This is a genomic window from Prochlorococcus marinus XMU1402, from assembly GCF_017696205.1.
GTDB classification, from domain to species: Bacteria; Cyanobacteriota; Cyanobacteriia; order PCC-6307; family Cyanobiaceae; genus Prochlorococcus_A; species Prochlorococcus_A marinus_AC.
In genome coordinates this window covers 281,627-300,513 of the sequence record NZ_JAAORD010000001.1, presented here as the reverse complement: position 1 = coordinate 300,513, position 18,887 = coordinate 281,627, and the positions used below count along the sequence as shown (strand labels likewise).

23 protein-coding genes and 1 tRNA gene are annotated in these 18,887 nt (G+C 32.3%); 14 read left to right on the top strand and 10 right to left on the bottom strand.

The features are described 5' to 3' along the window. Positions 1 to 90 precede the first annotated feature (90 nt). The 3 genes from metK to HA141_RS01625 all read left to right on the top strand — a co-directional run bounded on the left by metK (position 91) and on the right by HA141_RS01625 (position 2,738). The gene (metK, locus tag HA141_RS01635; RefSeq protein ID WP_209116422.1) at positions 91 to 1,332 is read left to right on the top strand and encodes a methionine adenosyltransferase; all 1,242 of its coding nucleotides are present in this window, start codon (positions 91 to 93) and stop codon (positions 1,330 to 1,332) included. 11 nt (positions 1,333 to 1,343) lie between these two features. Then, a complete protein-coding gene (locus HA141_RS01630) occupies positions 1,344 to 2,573 on the top strand; it encodes an FGGY-family carbohydrate kinase (protein ID WP_209116421.1) in 1,230 nt (409 codons plus the stop codon). Positions 2,574 to 2,665: 92 nt separating this feature from the next. Further along, positions 2,666 to 2,738, top strand: a tRNA-Phe gene (locus HA141_RS01625). Positions 2,739 to 2,826: 88 nt separating this feature from the next. On the opposite strand, the gene HA141_RS01620 is transcribed toward HA141_RS01625, so the two are convergent. Then, the gene (locus tag HA141_RS01620) at positions 2,827 to 3,246 is read right to left on the bottom strand and encodes a hypothetical protein (protein ID WP_209116420.1); all 420 of its coding nucleotides are present in this window, start codon (positions 3,244 to 3,246) and stop codon (positions 2,827 to 2,829) included. A 148-nt stretch (positions 3,247 to 3,394) separates the two neighbouring features. On the opposite strand from HA141_RS01620, the gene HA141_RS01615 reads away from it, so the two are divergent. The 3 genes from HA141_RS01615 to HA141_RS01605 all read left to right on the top strand — a co-directional run bounded on the left by HA141_RS01615 (position 3,395) and on the right by HA141_RS01605 (position 4,856). Continuing rightward, positions 3,395 to 4,030, top strand: coding sequence for a TVP38/TMEM64 family protein (locus tag HA141_RS01615; RefSeq protein ID WP_209116419.1), 636 nt, complete (start codon positions 3,395 to 3,397; stop codon positions 4,028 to 4,030). A gap of 120 nt (positions 4,031 to 4,150) precedes the next feature. Then, positions 4,151 to 4,330 carry a hypothetical protein gene (locus tag HA141_RS01610; protein ID WP_209041848.1) on the top strand — a complete coding sequence of 60 codons (180 nt, stop codon included), beginning with the start codon at positions 4,151 to 4,153 and terminating at the stop codon, positions 4,328 to 4,330. Further along, positions 4,305 to 4,856, top strand: a complete 552-nt coding sequence (locus HA141_RS01605) for a phycobiliprotein lyase (protein WP_209116418.1) — start codon at positions 4,305 to 4,307, stop codon at positions 4,854 to 4,856. Before HA141_RS01610 ends, HA141_RS01605 begins: the two co-directional genes overlap by 26 nt. Here the strand turns inward: HA141_RS01605 and HA141_RS01600 are convergent. Beyond that, on the bottom strand, positions 4,840 to 5,352 hold the full coding sequence (locus tag HA141_RS01600; RefSeq protein ID WP_209116417.1) for an R-phycoerythrin subunit beta: 513 nt from the start codon (positions 5,350 to 5,352) through the stop codon (positions 4,840 to 4,842). The genes HA141_RS01605 and HA141_RS01600 overlap by 17 nt on opposite strands. 178 nt (positions 5,353 to 5,530) lie before the next feature. Here HA141_RS01600 and HA141_RS01595 point away from each other — a divergent pair, with 178 nt between their 5' ends. The 3 genes from HA141_RS01595 to HA141_RS01585 are packed head-to-tail and all read left to right on the top strand — an operon-like array spanning position 5,531 to position 9,421. Then, positions 5,531 to 5,737, top strand: coding sequence for a hypothetical protein (locus HA141_RS01595; RefSeq protein WP_209116416.1), 207 nt, complete (start codon positions 5,531 to 5,533; stop codon positions 5,735 to 5,737). Positions 5,738 to 5,759: 22 nt separating this feature from the next. Then, positions 5,760 to 8,168, top strand: coding sequence for a UvrD-helicase domain-containing protein (locus HA141_RS01590; protein WP_209116415.1), 2,409 nt, complete (start codon positions 5,760 to 5,762; stop codon positions 8,166 to 8,168). Positions 8,169 to 8,173: 5 nt separating this feature from the next. Continuing rightward, on the top strand, positions 8,174 to 9,421 hold the full coding sequence (locus tag HA141_RS01585; protein ID WP_209116414.1) for a CCA tRNA nucleotidyltransferase: 1,248 nt from the start codon (positions 8,174 to 8,176) through the stop codon (positions 9,419 to 9,421). Here the strand turns inward: HA141_RS01585 and selD are convergent, their stop codons facing one another. Then, positions 9,422 to 11,593 carry a selenide, water dikinase SelD gene (gene selD / locus HA141_RS01580; protein ID WP_209116413.1) on the bottom strand — a complete coding sequence of 724 codons (2,172 nt, stop codon included), beginning with the start codon at positions 11,591 to 11,593 and terminating at the stop codon, positions 9,422 to 9,424. Between the two features lie 10 nt (positions 11,594 to 11,603). Here selD and mtnP point away from each other — a divergent pair, with 10 nt between their 5' ends. Next, a complete protein-coding gene (gene mtnP, locus HA141_RS01575) occupies positions 11,604 to 12,497 on the top strand; it encodes an S-methyl-5'-thioadenosine phosphorylase (RefSeq protein WP_209116412.1) in 894 nt (297 codons plus the stop codon). A gap of 44 nt (positions 12,498 to 12,541) precedes the next feature. On the opposite strand, the gene HA141_RS01570 is transcribed toward mtnP, so the two are convergent. From HA141_RS01570 to HA141_RS01545, 6 genes are all read right to left on the bottom strand, one after another. Further along, a complete protein-coding gene (locus tag HA141_RS01570; RefSeq protein WP_011375864.1) occupies positions 12,542 to 12,739 on the bottom strand; it encodes a photosystem II reaction center protein J in 198 nt (65 codons plus the stop codon). A 9-nt stretch (positions 12,740 to 12,748) separates the two neighbouring features. Then, entirely contained in the window at positions 12,749 to 12,868 is a 120-nt protein-coding gene (locus HA141_RS01565) for a photosystem II reaction center protein L (RefSeq protein ID WP_002806119.1), read from the bottom strand. 11 nt (positions 12,869 to 12,879) lie between these two features. Then, positions 12,880 to 13,026: a cytochrome b559 subunit beta gene (gene psbF, locus HA141_RS01560; RefSeq protein WP_011375863.1), complete on the bottom strand. Its 147-nt coding sequence runs from the start codon at positions 13,024 to 13,026 to the stop codon at positions 12,880 to 12,882. A 2-nt stretch (positions 13,027 to 13,028) separates the two neighbouring features. Continuing rightward, positions 13,029 to 13,277 (bottom strand): cytochrome b559 subunit alpha, encoded by a 249-nt coding sequence (gene psbE / locus HA141_RS01555; RefSeq protein WP_002806020.1) that lies wholly within the window; start codon positions 13,275 to 13,277, stop codon positions 13,029 to 13,031. A gap of 136 nt (positions 13,278 to 13,413) precedes the next feature. Next, positions 13,414 to 14,430 (bottom strand): photosynthesis system II assembly factor Ycf48, encoded by a 1,017-nt coding sequence (locus HA141_RS01550; RefSeq protein WP_209116411.1) that lies wholly within the window; start codon positions 14,428 to 14,430, stop codon positions 13,414 to 13,416. A 9-nt stretch (positions 14,431 to 14,439) separates the two neighbouring features. Then, on the bottom strand, positions 14,440 to 14,868 hold the full coding sequence (locus HA141_RS01545; RefSeq protein ID WP_209116410.1) for a rubredoxin: 429 nt from the start codon (positions 14,866 to 14,868) through the stop codon (positions 14,440 to 14,442). Between the two features lie 77 nt (positions 14,869 to 14,945). Here HA141_RS01545 and HA141_RS01540 point away from each other — a divergent pair, with 77 nt between their 5' ends. The 3 genes from HA141_RS01540 to HA141_RS01530 are packed head-to-tail and all read left to right on the top strand — an operon-like array spanning position 14,946 to position 16,577. Next, a complete protein-coding gene (locus HA141_RS01540) occupies positions 14,946 to 15,308 on the top strand; it encodes an NAD(P)H-quinone oxidoreductase subunit 3 (protein ID WP_209116409.1) in 363 nt (120 codons plus the stop codon). A 4-nt stretch (positions 15,309 to 15,312) separates the two neighbouring features. Next, the gene (locus tag HA141_RS01535; RefSeq protein WP_209116408.1) at positions 15,313 to 16,047 is read left to right on the top strand and encodes an NADH dehydrogenase subunit K; all 735 of its coding nucleotides are present in this window, start codon (positions 15,313 to 15,315) and stop codon (positions 16,045 to 16,047) included. Next, complete coding sequence (locus tag HA141_RS01530) at positions 16,047 to 16,577, top strand: NAD(P)H-quinone oxidoreductase subunit J (protein ID WP_209116407.1); 531 nt, start codon at positions 16,047 to 16,049, stop codon at positions 16,575 to 16,577. Before HA141_RS01535 ends, HA141_RS01530 begins: the two co-directional genes overlap by 1 nt. Here the strand turns inward: HA141_RS01530 and HA141_RS01525 are convergent. Further along, positions 16,574 to 17,959, bottom strand: coding sequence for a gluconeogenesis factor YvcK family protein (locus HA141_RS01525; protein WP_209116406.1), 1,386 nt, complete (start codon positions 17,957 to 17,959; stop codon positions 16,574 to 16,576). The genes HA141_RS01530 and HA141_RS01525 overlap by 4 nt on opposite strands. Before the next feature lie 137 nt (positions 17,960 to 18,096). On the opposite strand from HA141_RS01525, the gene HA141_RS01520 reads away from it, so the two are divergent. Further along, entirely contained in the window at positions 18,097 to 18,882 is a 786-nt protein-coding gene (locus HA141_RS01520) for an ABC transporter ATP-binding protein (protein ID WP_209116405.1), read from the top strand. The last annotated feature ends 5 nt before the right edge of the window (positions 18,883 to 18,887 follow it).

Below are 18,887 nucleotides of genomic sequence, written 5' to 3'. Positions count from 1 at the left end.
TTATTCAAGTTTTTTTTAAAATTTACAATCATTGATCTGAAGCGATAGTCTAATTTAGGATATGATTTAATATTCAAAATATATATTTTAATGAGTGATTTCATCTTCACCTCTGAATCTGTAACTGAAGGCCATCCTGACAAAATATGCGATCAAATAAGTGACGCTGTTCTTGATGCTTTATTGACGGAAGATCCAGATAGCAGAGTTGCATGTGAGACTGTAGTAAATACAGGTCTTTGCTTACTTACTGGAGAAATCACTTCAAAAGCAAAGGTTGACTACATAAAACTTGTTAGAAATGTTATTAAAGAAATTGGATATGAAGGCTATAAAGCAGGTGGCTTTGACGCAAATAGTTGTGCTGTTTTAGTAGCTCTTGATGAGCAATCACCAGATATTTCACAAGGGGTTAACGAAGCAGATGATGTTAACGATGATTTGGAAAACAACACTGGAGCTGGAGACCAAGGAATAATGTTTGGTTATGCATGTGATGAAACGCCAGAATTGATGCCCCTACCGATTAGCTTGGCACACAGATTAGCTATTCAACTTGCCAAAGTAAGGCATGAAAACGTTATTAACTATTTACTCCCTGATGGCAAAACTCAAGTAAGCATAGATTACGAAAAAGGAGTCCCTGTCTCAATTAATACCATCTTAATTTCAACACAACATAATCCTGAAATTGATGGAATTAAGAATGAAGAAGAAATTCGTCAAAGAATAAAAGAAGATTTATGGAGGAATGTTGTAATTCCAGCAACTGAAGATTTAAAAATAAAACCAAACATTCATAAAACAAAATTCCTAGTAAACCCAACCGGAAAATTTGTCGTCGGAGGACCTCAGGGAGATGCCGGGCTCACAGGCAGAAAAATCATTGTTGATACTTACGGTGGGTATGCAAGGCATGGAGGTGGTGCATTCTCGGGGAAAGACCCCACGAAAGTTGATAGATCAGCCGCTTATGCAGCGCGTTATGTAGCAAAAAGTATAGTTAAGGCAAAATTAGCAAAAAAGGCTGAAGTACAATTAAGTTACGCCATTGGAGTCGCAAAACCAATTTCCATACTAGTTGAAACTTTTGATACTGGTATTATTTCTCAAGCTAATTTGACTGACCTTATTAATAAGCACTTTGATTTGCGACCTGCAGCAATAATAAAAGAATTCAACTTAAGAAATCTACCCCGAAAAATGGGTGGGAAGTTTTTTAGAAAGACAGCCTCTTACGGACATTTTGGCAGAAGAGATCTTGAGCTTCCTTGGGAAAATGTAGAAAAAAAAGCAGCCCAATTGGCGGAGGCATCGAAAGAATTTTTGTAAAATTTTATTATATGCCTAATAATTTTTTTGGAGGGTTAGATTTTGGAACCAGTGGTGTAAGGATATCTGTAGTTAATTTTGATAAGGAATTAATATATTCGAATTCAGTTTCATATGAATACAGCTTTAAAGATCCAAATTCTTGGATCAATTCTTGTGAAAAACTCTTAGATAATATACCTATTGAGGTTAAAAGCAACCTAAGTAAATTGGCTATATCTGGTACCTCAGGAACTTTGACAGCATTAGATTTCGAAGGGCAGCCGATGGGAAAAGCGATACCATATTACCAAGCATGTAATGAACAAAAGGTCCTTCTTGAATCTTTAACTTTTGAAGAAGATCATTTACGAAGTCCATATAGTAGTCTTGCTAAAGCATTAAAACTAATAGATAAATATGGGACAAATATACTTTTACGACATCAATCTGATTGGATCACTGGTTGGTTTTTAAAAGATTGGACTCATGGAGAAGAAGGTAATAATTTAAAACTTGGTTGGGATCTAAAAAAAGAATCATGGCCAAAAAGCTATCTCAATACTTCATGGGAAAAATGCCTACCTCAAATAGTAAAAAGTGGGAAAATTTTGGGAAAAGTGAATTTTAATTTAGCAGAAAGATTTAACTTGAATAAGAAATTAATATTAATCTCAGGAACCACTGATTCTAATGCAAGTGTAATAGCTGCAGGTTTAGGTAAAGAAGATGGTCTTACAGTTTTAGGAACAACTATTGTAGTTAAGAAAATTATTGATAACCCTATAAAAAAACAAGGAATTACAAACCATAGAGTAAACGGCGATTGGATATGTGGAGGAGCATCAAACGCAGGATGCGGTATCTTGTCTCAGTTCTTCTCTGATGTAGAATTAAAAGAGCTCAGTCGACAAATAAATCCATCGAAAAACACTTCTATAAATCTTTTACCTCTTAATAGTAAGGGAGAGAGATTTCCTATCAATAATTCTAATTTAGAGCCGATACTTGGTCCAAGGCCAATAAGCGACTCACTTTATTTACATGCATTATTTGAGGGGCTAGCTAGGATCGAATTGAAAGGATGGGAAAAGCTAGGCGAACTAACAGGTTCTCTTCCAAAGAAAATTATTACTATTGGAGGAGGTTCAAAAAACCCTCAGTGGAGAAAAATAAGAGAAAAAATTATCAATATACCAATAGTTTCATGTAAAAAAACTACTTCATTTGGTACTGCTTTGTTAGCGGTTAACTCAAAATAGAAGTTTTTTGGGGATATTTGATGAAGATATAAAATTTTTAATTAAAAGGGTTTCACAAACTACACATCTTAATTTAGAGTATATAGGTTGGAGCCGGGATAGCTCAGTTGGTAGAGCAGGCGACTGAAAATCGCCGTGTCCCCAGTTCAAATCTGGGTCCTGGCACTTTTAAAACCTTTTCTATAAAGAGTTTTTATATTTTCCAGAAATCAAGAAACTTAATTTTTATTTTATTCCAAGAAATTTAAATTTTTTAGTTTTCGACTCTGCAGACTTGACCTATCACACCCAAAATTAGTTCATCTCCATTTGGATCTTGCCAATCAGCGAAATTATTGAAATTACTATTTACTTCATCTATTGAGACATCAACGTCTCTGAACGATTTTTCAAAACAATTTATATCCATTGTATAAAGAATATCAATTGTAATTTCACTTTTTGTTTTGGGAATAAATTTACTCAATACTCTTACAGAACCATCTTTATTCCTTTTAATACTTTGCCTATCCCATAACTGTTCTCCATATTCACTTTTAGGAACTCCAACCCATTCATGAAGCAAAGCATCTGATTTTTTTATTGAAATACAAAAGGAAACTATAATCGAAAGGACTAAATAAATGATATTTCTAAAAAATACTGAATTGACTTTATTCTTAGAATCAAACATGACTACTTATGGAATACAAAAATCTTTTATTAGGAAGAAATATAAGATTAAAAATTTGTAAAAATTTTTATTGATTAGTATTTCTATTATAGATACAATCAAATATTAAAATTAAGAATTCACTTCCAATAAATTTATTAGAAAAATAATGAATAAAATACAGAAATTTCTCTCAGTAGTTTTTTTTATTGCAATATTTGTTGTATTGATTTATTTAATCCAAAATTATGGGATTGAACCTCTAAGGAACAAAATAGAAAGTATGGGGATTTGGGCTCCTTTTGGAATATTCATACTTAGAGGAGTAAGTATTATTTTACCTGCTCTTCCAAGTTCTGCTTATTCTCTGCTAGCAGGATCATTACTAGGATTTCAAAAAGGTTATGTGACAATAATCTTTTCAGATATCGTTTTTTGTCAAGCTGCTTTCTTTATTGCAAGAAATTACGGTCGGGTTCCTGTACGTAATTTAGTAGGACCGAAAGCAATGAAAAAGATTGAAAGTTTTAATCAGAACCAACTAGAAGAAAATTTCTTTCTTATGACTGGTTTACTAATGACTGGCCTTTTTGATTTTCTAAGCTATGCAATTGGTATTGGAGGAACTCGATGGAAAATATTTACTCCAGCATTAATAATAAGTCTTCTAATTAGTGACTCTATACTTGTAGCAGTGGGAGCTGGAGTTAGCCAAGGAGCAGGATTATTTCTAGGAATTGCTCTTTTGGGAATGTTTGCTTTAGCGACTCTTTCAGGATTAGCAAAAAATAAAATGACTAAATAACAAAAAAGTTAAAAATTCTGTACTAAAAAGAAGAGAGATATGACATTTTTGCAAAGAAAAACTATATGAATAAGAATTCATGTAAGAATAGAAGGCGATTAATTTTTTTAAAGTTCTTAAATGACTCCATTTAGACCAACTTCATATGATCGCCCTGGAGAACAAATATCAACCACTCCTTCTGGATTAAAAGTAACTTCTGCAAAGAGATTAATGGTGGATTCAATGGTAAGAATGATTCAAAAAGCAGAAAATCATTCCGCAGAAGATAAACTTGACGAAGAATCTAACAACAATTAATCAATTTATAGATAAAAGTATAGGAGAGTGGAAATCCATAAGAAGCACTCATACTTTAGCTTTTCAAGAATTTGAAAACTCAACTAGTAAGATTTACATAAAACATATCAACACTAAAAATAAAAAAGTTACTGATATTTTTAAAAATTACAAATTAATTTTAAACCTAAAGAGCATAGCTATTTCTATAAAATGGCAATCTACTAGTGATTGGGAAGACGATGATATAAGTGAGGGAGATGAAACAATTTTGATATTTTTACCCAACGATGAAAATTCAGGAATTGTTTTACGAAATAAAGGTTATACTGAATCTTTTATTTCATCATCCAATTATTTCGTTGATGAACAAAATAATTTGCACATTAAAACTTTTTACAAATCAACAGTTTCTGAAGAAAGAATTTCATTTTTGTCCACTCACATAAGATCTAGATTCTCTACTATTAGAAATCTAGAAAATGACTCAGTAATACAGACTTCCCACACTTCTGAAATAAGAAATTTATCTAGTTTAAAAGATTAATTATCCTTTCAAATTGAAACTCTGTTTCAGAAATTAAATCAGGAAGGAAGCCTTTGTTTCCCTGCATATTATTAACTGTAGAATTTAGATCAGAGATGGTTGCATCTCGCATTAATTCAAAAACCCTTCTTGCATTTCTTAAAGGTACCCCAAGGGCAAGATAAGTATTTTTAAGATCCTTCAAACAATTTTTTTCTAAAACGGATTCGTCATTAGAAATTAAAAGATAAGCAACAATCCTTAGGATTATTTCTCCATCTCTTAAACAAACGGACATCTTATTAGTTGTGTTTAAAGATATTTTTGAATTAACTGAATCTTGATTTTCGCAAATCATTGCTGTTACAGCGTCTGCTGCAATTGCATGTGAATTATTGGTAATTGAGCTTATTGCATCTAGTCTTGAGTTTGCACTATTAATAAATTCTTTTATATTGCTTAAATCATTTAATTTCTTATCAGCGGAAAATAGTTGGTTATTCTTTAAAACTGACATTATTAAATTTAAAAAATTAAAGTTCGAATCTTAGAATAGTACAAAGCTAGTAAAAACAATACAATTTCAAAATTAACGCAACGCTTCTTAATTAATAACTTCATTCCAAAGTGATAGTTAAAATAATTCAAATAAAAAACTTTTTTCCGCTAATATAAAAATACGATTTAGTAAAGTTTTGGATCAACAAGATTTAAAATTATCAAAGAAACTTATTTTCTCATATAAAAAGAGATTGGAAAAAGAAATTCTTGACAGAAGTACGAAATTAAGGATGCCTCAAAATAAATTTGAAGAAATAATTAATAACAATAACGAACTTATAAACTTAAAAAAAGCGTTAGAAGACCTAGAAATGGAATCTGAAACTCGTAATAAAGTCTGATTTTTGAAAAACCCTTCCAAAAGTGTCTCAAACCAACAATTTCCTTTTTAAGTCCTTAAACAATGAGCAACTTCAAGCTGTAAAACATGTCTATGGGCCACTATTAGTTGTAGCAGGCGCAGGAAGCGGAAAAACTAAGGCTCTTACGCACAGAATTGCAAATCTTATTGAAAATAACTCTATAGATCCCTATAACATTCTCGCAGTAACTTTTACTAACAAAGCTGCTAAAGAAATGAAAGCAAGATTAGAGGTTCTTCTAGCCCAAGAATTAGCTTTTAATCAATTTGGTCAGCCTTGGACAACTCTCAAAGAAATTGATCAAAATCAATTAAGAACAAACGTTCACCAAGAGAGGCTTCAAGACCTTTGGATCGGTACTTTCCATTCTTTATTTTCAAGACTTCTGAGATACGATATTGAAAAATATACTGATCCAGAAGGCCTAAAATGGACAAGACAATTTTCAATTTACGACGAAACAGATTCTCAAACATTAGTAAAAGAAATTATCAGTCAAGATATGAATCTTGACCCTAAAAGATATGATCCTAAAAAGATTAAAAGATTAATAAGTAATGCTAAAAATCAATGCTTAAATTCGAATGATCTTTTAGCAAAAGCAGATAATAATTTTGATAAAACAGTTGCAGAAGCCTATAAGAGATATAGGATTTCTCTTTCAAAAAATAATTCTTTAGACTTTGATGATCTTCTACTTTTGCCTGTTTTCTTATTGAGGCAAAATGACATAGTCAGAGATTACTGGCACAAAAGATTCAAACATATTTTAGTTGACGAATATCAAGATACAAATAGAACACAATATGAACTTATAAAATTAATAACTGCTGGAAATACTGAACCAAAAAAATTCTTTAGTTGGGAAGATAGGTCAATTTTTGTAGTAGGAGATGCTGATCAAAGCATTTATAGTTTCAGAGCAGCTGACTTTAGGATTCTAATTGGTTTTCAAGAGGATTTTAAAAATTCACTTTATGACAATACTAAATCATCTCTAATTAAATTAGAAGAAAATTATAGGTCATCATCTAATATCCTTGATGCTGCAAACTCACTAATTGAAAACAACTCTGAAAGAATTGACAAAGTTTTAAAGGCTACTAAAGAAAAGGGGGAGCTTTTGAAGTTACTCAGCTGTGATGATGAAATTTCCGAGGCAGAAGCAATTACCAATAAAATTAAATTGCTAAACAATAATAATCAGAAACCAATTTGGAAAAATTTTGCAATTTTATATCGAACTAGAGCTCAGTCAAGAGTATTAGAAGAATCTCTTGTAAGGTGGCGCATTCCTTATACAATTTTCGGAGGATTGCGTTTTTATGATAGAAGGGAAATTAAAGATGCAATAGCATATCTGAAAGTTCTAGTTAATTCTTCAGATAACGTTAGTCTTTTACGTATCATAAATGTTCCTAGAAGAGGGATTGGTAAGACTACTATTCAAAAACTTAATGAACTATCTAACAGGTTAAATATTCCATTATGGGAGGTTCTTAATGATAAGCAAAGTCTTGAAGAAACAATAGGTCGATCATCAAAAGGAATTAATAAATTTACTAAAGTTATGAATGATCTACTGTGTTACCTAGAAAATTCAGGCCCTGCTCAACTACTACAATTAATATTAGAAAAAAGTGGTTATTTAAGTGACTTGCTATCAAGTGGGACTGAAGAATCTGAAGATAGAAGAAATAACTTACAAGAACTAATTAATGCCGCCACTCAATATGAAGAAGAGACAGAAAGTGGGGATGTAGAGGGATTTCTTTCTACAGCAGCCTTAACAACTGATAATGATACGCAGAAAAATAATCCCAACTCTGTAACTCTTATGACTCTGCACAATAGTAAAGGTTTAGAATTTCAAAATGTTTTTATTACTGGGCTAGAACAAGGTCTCTTCCCTAGCCATAGATCAATAGATACTCCCTCACTTCTTGAAGAGGAAAGAAGATTATGTTACGTAGGAATTACAAGAGCTAAAGAAAGAGTTTTCTTAAGTCATGCCAGAGAAAGAAGATTATGGGGTGGAATGCGTGAAGCAACAATTCCTTCAATATTTCTCTCAGAAATACCTGAAGATTTAATGGATGGCGAATTACCACAAACTGGTGGTGCTTCAATTAGAAGAGATTGGCATCTTGATCGTTTAACAAGAGTTGATCGAAACAATCCAAATGAATTTGTTAACAAACCAATAAATGCAGTAAGGAAATTATATTCAGGGCCTAGTAAAGGGAAAAGCTGGATTGTTGGAGATAAGCTAATTCACTCAAAATTTGGGAAAGGCGAAATCATACATATATTTGGGAGTGGGGAAAAAATATCTTTAGCAGTAAAATTTGGTGATAAAGGAAGTAAAATTCTAGATCCCAGATTAGCGCCAATTCGTTATGTAAGTTAAAACTCATGAACGATATATCTGATTACATCCAAAGGGAATTAATCAAAACTCCATTTAATCTATATAACCTAATTACTAAATACATAGAATCCAATAAAAATACTAAAGTAGCTTTTGTTGGCGGTTATTTAAGAGATTTATTAATTAGTAAATTCCATAAAAAACCTTTTTCTAAGCCTGTAGATATTGATCTTGTTATTGAGGGCTCCTCCATTGCTTTGGCAAAATTTATAAAAAAAAATATAGTAAATGTAGATTTATGTTTAATAAAGGAATTTAATTTATACAACACTGTAGAAATAAATATTAATGACTATAAAATTGATATTGCTTCTGCAAGAAAAGAAATTTACCCTGCTCCAGGGTTAAATCCCAAAGTAACTAAAAGTACTATTGAGGAGGATCTTAAGAGGAGAGATTTTACTATAAATTCAATAGCCTTCGAGGTCTCGACGAGGAAAATCTATGATCTTTATGGAGGAATTTCTGATATAAAAAGTAAAAAATTGAACTTACTTCATAGTAATAGTATTTCAGATGATCCAAGTAGATTAATTAGATGTGCAAAATATGCTTCAAGGTTAGATTTCAATATTTCAAAAAATTCACTCAAACAATCTCAAGAAACAGTTAGACAATGGCCATGGAAAAGTTCAGAAACTCATCAGAAAATAATTTACCCTCCTGCACTCAGTATACGAACAAGGATGGAACTAGCTGAAATATGCAAACACGATAATTTGAATAATGTAATTTTGATAATTAATAAATGGAAAATTATCTCAATCTTAAATAAAAATATTAAAGTCGATAAAAGGTTTTTAAGAGGACTAAGCTGGATCAAGAAGTTGAATGGGAATTACATACTTTACTTATTAAAAGATGCAGAAGATTTAGAGAAAGGATGCCAAAGATTTTTGATAAATCATGGTGAAAAAAAAATATTAGAAGATTATTTAAACATAAAAAAGATATTAAAAACCAACCAAGAAAAATTGATGCATTTTTCTCCATCAAGTTGGACAGAATTTATTGAAAGCAGAAACCTTAATGACGAGACAATTAAATTATTAATTTGTGATGGGGTTCCATACTGGCGTAACTTGTTTAAGTGGTTATTTATTTACAAATTCATAAAATCAAAAAAAGATGGAGAAACATTAAAAAAAGAAGGGTGGGAGCAAGGGAAGGAAATGGGAAAGGAAATCAAAAGATTAAGATATTTGGAAATTGACAACTTGAAGAGAAATTGATTACATTTTCACAACTTCTCCAACCTTATACCATTTATCTTTAAGAATATTTTCATATTTACGACTGCAACTAATCAATAAAGGGCCACATGTTTGGGGATCTAATAATAATGATATTCTCTCGTTCAAAGTCTCTTTATCTAATGAATTTTCGTTTATAAAATTAATTATTCTTTTTTGTTGATTTCCTTTATAAATTTTGTCAAAAATTTCTTTATTAGATTCAAAGAAAGTACTTTTAATATTTTTTCTTATTAAATCAAATACCCCTGGATAAGCTTTAAATGCTAATAAATCTAATAAAACTTTTACGGGCTCAAGATTATTTCTTTCCCTATATAAATTAGAGGATTCAACCATCTCTTTAAGATGTCCAATAAATCCATATCCAGTGATGTCAGTAGCAGCATTGACTAAGGATTCTCTAAATTGATTTTGAAAAAAATAAATTTCATCAATCAAATATTGCTGACTCTTAACTAAATTATTAATGATTTGAGAAGAACTACCGAACATATTAATATTTTGCATTTGACCGGCAAAGTATATCCCAACTCCGAGAGGTCTAGACATCATAAGAATATCTCCATCATTCATTCCAGATTTAAGCCATGGTTTTGCTCCATTTTTCAGGATCCCCTGAACAGTTAAAGAAATATCTATTCCTAATGAAAAAGGTTTAGTTGCCAAACTTCTTGCCTCGAAAGTATGGCCTCCAAGTAATTCACCTCCATGATCCTCAACTGTTGATTTAATCCCTTGAAGAGATTGAGAAAAGAGGTAACTCTGAAATTCTCTTTCAACATTTGGTAATGATATCAAAGCCTGCGCAGATGACAGTTTTGCCCCGCATGCCCACAAATCTGAGCAAGCATGCAAAGTAGTAATTTTTGCATTGAGCCAAGGATCACTTACCAAAGAAGGAAATCCATCTACACTTTGCAGAATAATTTCTTGACCATTTTGATAAATCTCAACTGAGTCTTCAGGGGATGCAGCAAAAGAATCTAAATTAGAATTTATTAAGGATTTATTCAGTACAAACTGAGGAATTTTAGCTGCACATCCTCTACAATCATTTAATGTAATATTTTTTCCACTACTATTCATAATAAGCCTTTTTGATCTGAACTTGTTAATAAATTTCAGATCAATTTTATGTTTTAAAATCCAGAAAAGAAAAGAAGGGCCAAAAACAAAATTGCGATAAATAGCAAAAGCCTTTGGATTATGACTTGGAAATACATTAACTATTTGCATTCCGATCTTTTGGGGAAACCACTTTTTTAATGATCCCCCTTCCATATCCTTTTTTAAATTTTGGACTAATGTATTTACAACTTTTACTGCAAAAACTCCCGATGCTGGTCTTTTTGCTGATTCTATAACTGCGCAATCACCCACAGCAAAGATTCCAGATATACTTTTCAACTGCAAGTTCCGATTTGTAATTATTCTGCCATGAGAATCCGAATCTAATAATTTTTTTTGTGCCCATAAAGGAGATGTATTTCCTGTAGATAAAAGAATTTTGCCATAATCGAAATTAAGTTTTTCAACTAAATCAATATTAAAATTACGCAAACTTTTTAGAATTTTATAATTAATTTTTCTTGAATCACATAATAGTTTTAAAGATCTATATTTCCATCTTTTTCTCAAAGCATATGATACTTCTATTGCAGCAAGGCCACTCCCAACGATTACAAATGGAAGTTCATTAAATGAATCAAAAATGTCCTCTTTCTGTATTATGTCATAAGCCTTTAAAAAAGGTTTAATTGAAAAAGCATTTCGATTTTTAACTAGGGGCTCAAATTCTTTTGGAATTATTGTTTGACTTCCATAATTAAGAACCAACTTCGAATAATTAACTGAAGGTCTATTACTTAAAACAATTTTCTTTAAATTGAAATCAATATCCTTTACTTCTTCTTCTATAAAAGATACTTTTACATTTTTTGCTAAAGTTTTTATATCAATTAAACTCTCTTCTAAATGAATTGATTTTGAAATGACCGATGGAAACATCGCCGAATAAACCAAATGAGAATCTCTAGATATAATTGAAACAGGAATTTCTGGCATTAATTTAGGACACATTAACCATTTCCTCATTAAAAGAACATTTGTGTGTCCTCCTCCAATTAGTACTAGATGATTAAAAGTCATTTACATCACAATGAATAAAGAACATTTATTACCAATTGAAAAATCAAAACTAGGAGTAATTGGAGGGAGTGGATTTTATTCAATGGATCAAATAGATTACTTAAGAGAAATAGAAATCAATACTCCCTATGGTAAACCCTCTGATTCAATAAGAGTATATAATCTTGGAAATCTAGAGATAGCATTCATTCCTAGACATGGCAGAACACATAAATTAAATCCTTCTGAAATCCCTTACAAAGCTAATATTTGGGCTTTAAGATCAATTGGAGTAAGATGGATTATAGCTCCATCAGCAGTTGGCTCATTACAAGAACAAATAAGGCCACTGGATATAGTGGTGCCAGATCAATTTATAGACCGTACAAAAAATAGACCAGCAACATTCTTTAATGAGGGGGCTGTAGCACACGTAACCATGGGAGACCCCTTCTGCACAAATTTATGCCGTATATTAAGTGAAGTCGGAGAAAAAAATATTCCTGGAGGTAGACAATTACATAGAGGGGGTACCTATCTAGCAATGGAAGGTCCCGCTTTCTCAACTAGAGCAGAATCTAATTTATATAGAAGTTGGGGATGTTCAATAATAGGAATGACGAACCATACAGAAGCAAGATTAGCTAAAGAGGCTGAAATAGCATACTCTTCATTATCTATGGTTACTGATTATGATTGCTGGCATCAAACACATCAAGAAGTTTCAGTAGAGATGGTTTTGGATAATCTTAGGTCTAATACTGAAGTTGCCAATAAAATAATCTTTGAGATAGCTAAATTAATCGAGAAAGAAAGGCCAAAAAGTAAATCACATTTTTCATTAAAAGATGGATTGATAACGCAAAAAAGAAATATCCCAAGTTCCACAAAAGAGAAACTGAGGATATTTACTGATTCTTATTAGGGTTATTAGTTTTAAGTGATTATAAGGCCAAAGTTAAGTATTTGTTAGCCTCCTGCTCCCACTCCTTGGTATGAGCCATAGAAGAAGATTCCTAAGACGAAGATGACTGCAATTCCACCTGCTGTAGCAACAAGCCATAGAGGAAGTGTTCCTTCAGTCCATCTTCTTTCCCATGCAACTGCTGGTCTACCGTCGGGAAGTCTATCTGGAATTCTTCCATCAGGTCCTTTTAATTTACTCATAATTTTAGTTTAATTGAAAAAGTAACTGGAAAATAGTATTCCCAATACAAAGACTGATAATAAGCCTAAATAAAGGCTGGTACGATTAAGTTCAACTGGAACTTTGTTAGGATTTTCGTTTACTTGCATGATAGTTAATTTTATCGGGCTACAAATTGCATTGCAGCAATAGAACCCAAAAAGAATACTGATGGTATAGCTAAAGCGTGAACTGCTAGCCAACGAACAGTAAATATAGGATAAACGCGGACTTCAGCAGCCTGCATTGGAGCTTGAGAATTAGTCATTGTTATTTTGTTCTTAAATCTAGTTGAGATTTAGCTTCATATCTTTGGGTTACAACAGGCGCTTTAGATTCAGATGATTGGAAATAACTGTCTGGACGAGGAGTTCCGAAAGCATCATAGGCTAAACCTGTATAAACAAATAAGAAGCCTGCTATAAAAATAGCTGGTAATGTCACTGCATGAATAATCCAGTACCTAATACTGGTGATTATTTCAAAGAATGGGCGTTCACCCGTTGAACCTGCGGCCATAATCACAAATGTTTACCCTATGATCTTACAGTGTAAAATCATAAGTTCGTGAAGAAATTAACAGCTTGGTTACAGACAGTTGCTAAATCTGTCAAAAATTAAGTTTTTTTTTACTTTTTACTAAAGTTATTCAAACTTAGCTATTCCATTTAAGGATATAACCACGCTCGCCAAGGACAAAACCTTTTTGATTATCTAAAGACTCTTTATTAAGAAATAATATTTTAATGTAATTCGTAGGTAATTCAGAAGCGATAGGATCTTTTTCCCAAGTTTTACCTTGATCTTTACTTACTATTAAAGTTCCATTACCACCGCCAGCCCATATATCACCATTTGGATCCCATCCCAAATCTAAGTAATTGTATCCATTAAGAATAGGTATTATAGGCTTTGACCAATTTTCTAGGTCGTTAGTATCTTCATTAAATCTAATTTCTGCTCCTCTGGAAAGCATCCATAAACTTCCTTCTGGGTTGAAACCAATACTTTGAACCCTTTTGCTACTTGCTCTTTGATGCGCTATCCATGCATCACTATCATTTTCCAAAGTGGAAAAGAAATTACCCAGGCTACTAACGCTTACATAATCTCCTTTATTAGTTCTTCTTAAATCTCTTACACCTCCAGAACCGGACGCGTCTACAACTTTTGCATTCCATGATTCACCACTATCTGATGTTTCATAAATTGCTCCTGCAGTGGTAGCCAATTCTGCAACCCCAACATTGACAGTTGTTATTAAAAACGGTTGACCGGGTAATTTATTACCTAGTGATAAACGAGTCCAATTTTTTCCCGAATCAATTGTATGCATAACCAAGGAAGGTTGACCAATTAGCCATCCCTCTTCACCTTTGAAGTCAATATCTAATAGACGAAAGTTCTCTTCACTTGGTAAGTCTAAATTTCTTTTCTCCCAAGTTTCTCCACCATCATTAGATTCCATAATAAGTCTGTTAGAACCTACTAGAAATCCATTTTTATCATCTATAAAATCAATATCTAAAGCATTAGCTTGGTCCTCAAATTGAATTGTTTTCCAAGGGCTGCTATCACTCATCTTTACTCCTGTAGATGAACAACTGCTTAATACAAAACAAAGAAGAACTGTTAAAAGAAGATTGGGAATACTGGTAATAATTTTTTTCATTTATATATATTAATGCAAAGAGTACAAAGAAAGGAACATAGCAGCAGCAAAGGCCAGCCCTCCAAAAATCAATATATTTTTTTGTCCAGGAGGTAAACTATTAAAACCAAAGCCATAAACCAAATTCTCTTCAAAACCACTAGGTTTAGATTTAGGACCTATATCCTTATAAAAGTTTTTGCCAGCCCGGCAGACGGGGCATGCGAAGGTATTCCCATCCAACTCTGAAAAAGGCGTATTTTTGGGTATGTTTAATTTTTTATTTCCTTCGGAAGGATCATAAATGTATCCACAGCTTCTACATTCAAATCTATTTTGTTCTAAATTAATGAGAGGTTGTTCAACATTTGCTCCAGAGGAGTTTTTAGAAAGTTCTTCTTTCTCAAAGTTTTCAACTATTTTGTTTTCCTCAGAGGCTGGTTGAATGTTTTCACTCACGGTTTATTATTATTCTTTAAGAACTTTAAAAGATTTTGCTAAATTAAGCGACTTTTATTCAAAATTAATTTTTTAAGATGTTTTTATTATCAGGTTATGAATATTTTTTAGGTTTCCTCCTAATTGCGGCTGCTGTCCCAATATTGGCTCTAGTTACTAATCTCATAGTTGCCCCTAAAGGCAGAACTGGGGAAAGAAAACTAACATATGAATCAGGAATGGAGCCTATAGGAGGAGCATGGATTCAATTTAATATTCGTTATTACATGTTCGCCTTAGTTTTCGTTATATTTGATGTTGAAACAGTATTTCTTTATCCTTGGGCTGTTGCCTTTAATAGATTAGGCTTGTTAGCATTTATTGAGGCATTAATTTTCATTGCAATACTCGTTATCGCTTTGGCTTACGCATGGAGAAAAGGTGCTTTAGAATGGAGTTAAAAAATTGAATCCACAATTATCCCCAAAAACAATAAGAGAAATCAGAGAGGGTACTTGTAATCCACTTGGTGCTCCGCAAGTTACCACGGATTTAAGTGAAAACATAATATTGACAAGTTTAGACGATCTTCACAACTGGGCTAGACTAAGTAGTCTATGGCCCCTCTTATATGGAACAGCATGTTGTTTTATAGAATTTGCTGCTTTAATTGGTTCAAGATTTGATTTTGATAGATTTGGATTAGTACCTAGAAGCTCGCCAAGGCAAGCAGATTTATTAATAGTTGCAGGAACAGTAACGATGAAAATGGCACCAGCCTTGGTAAGACTTTATGAGCAGATGCCAGAACCAAAGTATGTTATTGCTATGGGTGCTTGTACAATTACAGGAGGTATGTTTAGCGCAGACTCTACCACCGCGGTCAGAGGTGTTGATAAATTAATACCTGTTGACTTATACCTTCCAGGCTGTCCCCCAAGGCCAGAAGCAATATTTGATGCAGTCATAAAATTAAGAAAAAAAGTTGGTAATGAATCAATTTTAGAGCGTGCAAAATCAGAACAAACCCACAGATACATAACATCTGATCATGAAATGAATCTTGTTTTCTCAGAAAATACAGGTGAATATCTAAGTAAAACTTCAGCTAAAGCCATTCCTTCCTCCAAAAAAGAAAAAATAACTGAATTTCCTGAAAACTCTGAAAAAACTGAAATTATTAATTCTGAAGAAAAGTAATGGAAAAAGACGGTTTAGCCAAATCCTCAGATACTTCGATAGAAAAAGATGGATTTATAAGTCAATCCTTGTCTAAAGATGGGATTCCAAATCAATCTTTATCTAATGATCACTTAGGAATTGAAATCATTTCTGTGGAACCTAACAAATTATATGAAGCAGTAACTGCCTTAAGAAATTACGGTTTCAACTATCTCCAATGTCAAGGTGGTTATGACGAAGGACCAGGTAAAAATCTTGTTAGTTTCTATCATTTTATAACTGTTGATGATCTACAAAAGATTGAAAAAATAAAAGAAGTTAGATTAAAAGTATTTTTGAAAAGAGACTCTAATTTATCGATCCCTAGTTTATATAAAATCTTTAAAGGAAGCGATTGGCAAGAAAGAGAGACTTATGACATGTATGGAATAAATTTTACTGATCACCCTAATCCCAAAAGACTCTTGATGCCTGAAGACTGGAGAGGATGGCCATTAAGAAAAGATTATATTCAGCCAGATTTCTATGAACTTCAAGATGCTTATTAGTTTAATTTCTTTAATTTTCGGTACATAAACATAACCGCTCTTGCCAGCCTTCTAGGGTCATGCCTCAGAGTTGGGGTTATCCTTTTTGAGTACAATGGTGCCTGCAAAACATAATAGCCTTCAGATAATAATTTTTCTTTATTACATTTGACTGGTTCTGCACCTCTACTCTCGTAGTAATCCACTAGTGGAGACTTTTCAAAATGAATCTGAGATAAGATTGCGTTAAAAATTCGAGTATTAACTCCAAAGTTTGATAATTGTTTTTCTATTGATTTAATATGTTTATAAACATCAAGTCCATCTGTTTCACCAGGCTGAGTCATCAAATTACTAATGTAAATTTTAGGAGCATTACTTTGCAATAAAGCATCTACTATTTCTGGCACTAATAAGTTTGGCAATAAAGAAGTATATAAACTACCAGGGCCAAGAACAATTAAGTCGGCTTCTTTTATAGATTCGAGAGCACTTGGCAGTGCAGAAGGATTTTCAGGTAAGTAACCAATCCTTGAAATTGCTTTTTGAGATTTACTGATATTACTTTCTCCAAAAATTTTTTTACCATCCTCTAATTCAGCCCATAAAATAACATCAATATTCGTTGAAGGTAGAACTTGACCTTGAACCGCTAAAACCTTACTGGATGCTTGTACTGCTTTTTCTAAACTTCCTGTAATGGTTGTTAAAGCTGATAAGAATAAATTTCCAAAACTATGTCCCTCTAAATCACTTCCACCTGAAAATCTATATTGAAATAATCTTGTTAAAATGGGTTCTTCGTTTGATAAAGCAGCCAAACAATTTCTAATATCTCCTGGAGGTTGGACACCTAACTGTTTCCTAAGAATTCCACTACTTCCACCATCATCTGAAACAGTTACGATTGCTGTAATATTATTGCTGTAATTTTTGAGACCCTTCAATAAAGTAGATAATCCAGTACCTCCGCCAATCGCAACTATATTAGGACCTCTGTTTAATTTACTCTTAACTCTCAATGCGTCAACTAAGAATGTACTTTTTTCCGGAACAAGTGCTTTTTGAATAGAGTTGATACTTCTATTTTGTCCAATCCCGATTAATAAAAGTCCAACAACGAAGATTAATGGTCCCAATAATGAAACAGGCAAGATACTAGTTAAACCTGTCATTAACCAAAAAAAGACTTCAATAAGCCAATAAAGTGGCCTTAAATTTGTCCATATTGCAATTCCTAATAATGAAGTCAAAAATCCTATTGCAGATGTCATCATCCATCTTTTGATAACAAGTCCTGGCAAAAGCCAACTTAAGATTCGCGAAATTTTGTTTACTAAGCCAAAATTAGACTTTTTAAAATATTTATAGTGCCTACTTATTCTTGTTCTACGCTTATTCATTAAAAACCTCTTTAATTATTTTTCTCAAATTAATTTAAAACTTCATAAATTCATTATAAATCAAATTAAAACATACTTTTTTTATTTCTAAAAATAGGCAATATGTAAAGGAAGATGAATTTTTCCATTTATAGGTTTTGAAAAAATCAAAACACGCAATTGAAGCAAAAAACCTCTCGATAAGCTGGGGTGAAATTAATGTACTTAAGCAACTAAATTTTGAACTTAATGAGGGAGAAAAATTAGCTATTGTTGGCCCTTCAGGGTCGGGTAAATCAACAATTCTAAAAATATTAGCAGGCTTGATTTTACCTACTAAAGGAGAATTAAGGATATTTGGTGAAAAACAATCATATTTAAGATTAGATCAAAATAATCCTCCTGATGTAAGACTAGTTTTTCAAAACCCAGCATTACTGGGATCTTTAACTATTGAAGAAAATGTAGGTTTTCTCCTAAGAAAAAATAAAAACTTATCCAAAAAGTTAATCCATGAAATCGTAAGTGATTGTTTGGCTGAAGTGGGTTTATTCAATGTTGAAAAAAAACTTCCGAACGAATTAAGCGGAGGCATGCAAAAAAGAGTAAGTTTTGCTAGAGCTTTAATTACGGATCCAACTCTTAATTCACAAACTAAACCTTTATTACTTTTTGATGAGCCGACTGCAGGTCTTGATCCAATTGCCTCATCTAGAATTGAAGATTTGATTAATAAGACAAATGATAAAGCGAAAGGATCATCTATTGTTGTTAGCCATGTTCTTAGTACTATAGAAAGGACATCAGATAAAGTTGTAATGCTTTATGGAGGAAGATTTAGATGGGCAGGTTCTATTGATGAATTCAAAGAAAGTGATGATCCCTATGTATTTCAATTTAGACATGGGAAACTTGATGGTCCAATGCAACCTAAAGACATTTAGAAATT

Bases quoted from the DNA above. Each gene is read 5' to 3' on its own strand.
- metK (WP_209116422.1), top strand. From the start codon at position 91: ATGAGTGATTTCATCTTCACCTCTGAATCTGTAACTGAAGGCCATCCT.
- HA141_RS01630 (WP_209116421.1), top strand. From the start codon at position 1,344: ATGCCTAATAATTTTTTTGGAGGGTTAGATTTTGGAACCAGTGGTGTA.
- HA141_RS01620 (WP_209116420.1), bottom strand. From the start codon at position 3,246: ATGTTTGATTCTAAGAATAAAGTCAATTCAGTATTTTTTAGAAATATC.
- HA141_RS01615 (WP_209116419.1), top strand. From the start codon at position 3,395: ATGAATAAAATACAGAAATTTCTCTCAGTAGTTTTTTTTATTGCAATA.
- HA141_RS01610 (WP_209041848.1), top strand. From the start codon at position 4,151: ATGACTCCATTTAGACCAACTTCATATGATCGCCCTGGAGAACAAATA.
- HA141_RS01600 (WP_209116417.1), bottom strand. From the start codon at position 5,352: ATGTCAGTTTTAAAGAATAACCAACTATTTTCCGCTGATAAGAAATTA.
- HA141_RS01585 (WP_209116414.1), top strand. From the start codon at position 8,174: ATGAACGATATATCTGATTACATCCAAAGGGAATTAATCAAAACTCCA.
- selD (WP_209116413.1), bottom strand. From the start codon at position 11,593: ATGACTTTTAATCATCTAGTACTAATTGGAGGAGGACACACAAATGTT.
- mtnP (WP_209116412.1), top strand. From the start codon at position 11,604: ATGAATAAAGAACATTTATTACCAATTGAAAAATCAAAACTAGGAGTA.
- HA141_RS01570 (WP_011375864.1), bottom strand. From the start codon at position 12,739: ATGAGTAAATTAAAAGGACCTGATGGAAGAATTCCAGATAGACTTCCC.
- HA141_RS01565 (WP_002806119.1), bottom strand. From the start codon at position 12,868: ATGCAAGTAAACGAAAATCCTAACAAAGTTCCAGTTGAACTTAATCGT.
- psbF (WP_011375863.1), bottom strand. From the start codon at position 13,026: ATGACTAATTCTCAAGCTCCAATGCAGGCTGCTGAAGTCCGCGTTTAT.
- psbE (WP_002806020.1), bottom strand. From the start codon at position 13,277: ATGGCCGCAGGTTCAACGGGTGAACGCCCATTCTTTGAAATAATCACC.
- HA141_RS01550 (WP_209116411.1), bottom strand. From the start codon at position 14,430: ATGAAAAAAATTATTACCAGTATTCCCAATCTTCTTTTAACAGTTCTT.
- HA141_RS01540 (WP_209116409.1), top strand. From the start codon at position 14,946: ATGTTTTTATTATCAGGTTATGAATATTTTTTAGGTTTCCTCCTAATT.
- HA141_RS01530 (WP_209116407.1), top strand. From the start codon at position 16,047: ATGGAAAAAGACGGTTTAGCCAAATCCTCAGATACTTCGATAGAAAAA.
- HA141_RS01525 (WP_209116406.1), bottom strand. From the start codon at position 17,959: ATGAATAAGCGTAGAACAAGAATAAGTAGGCACTATAAATATTTTAAA.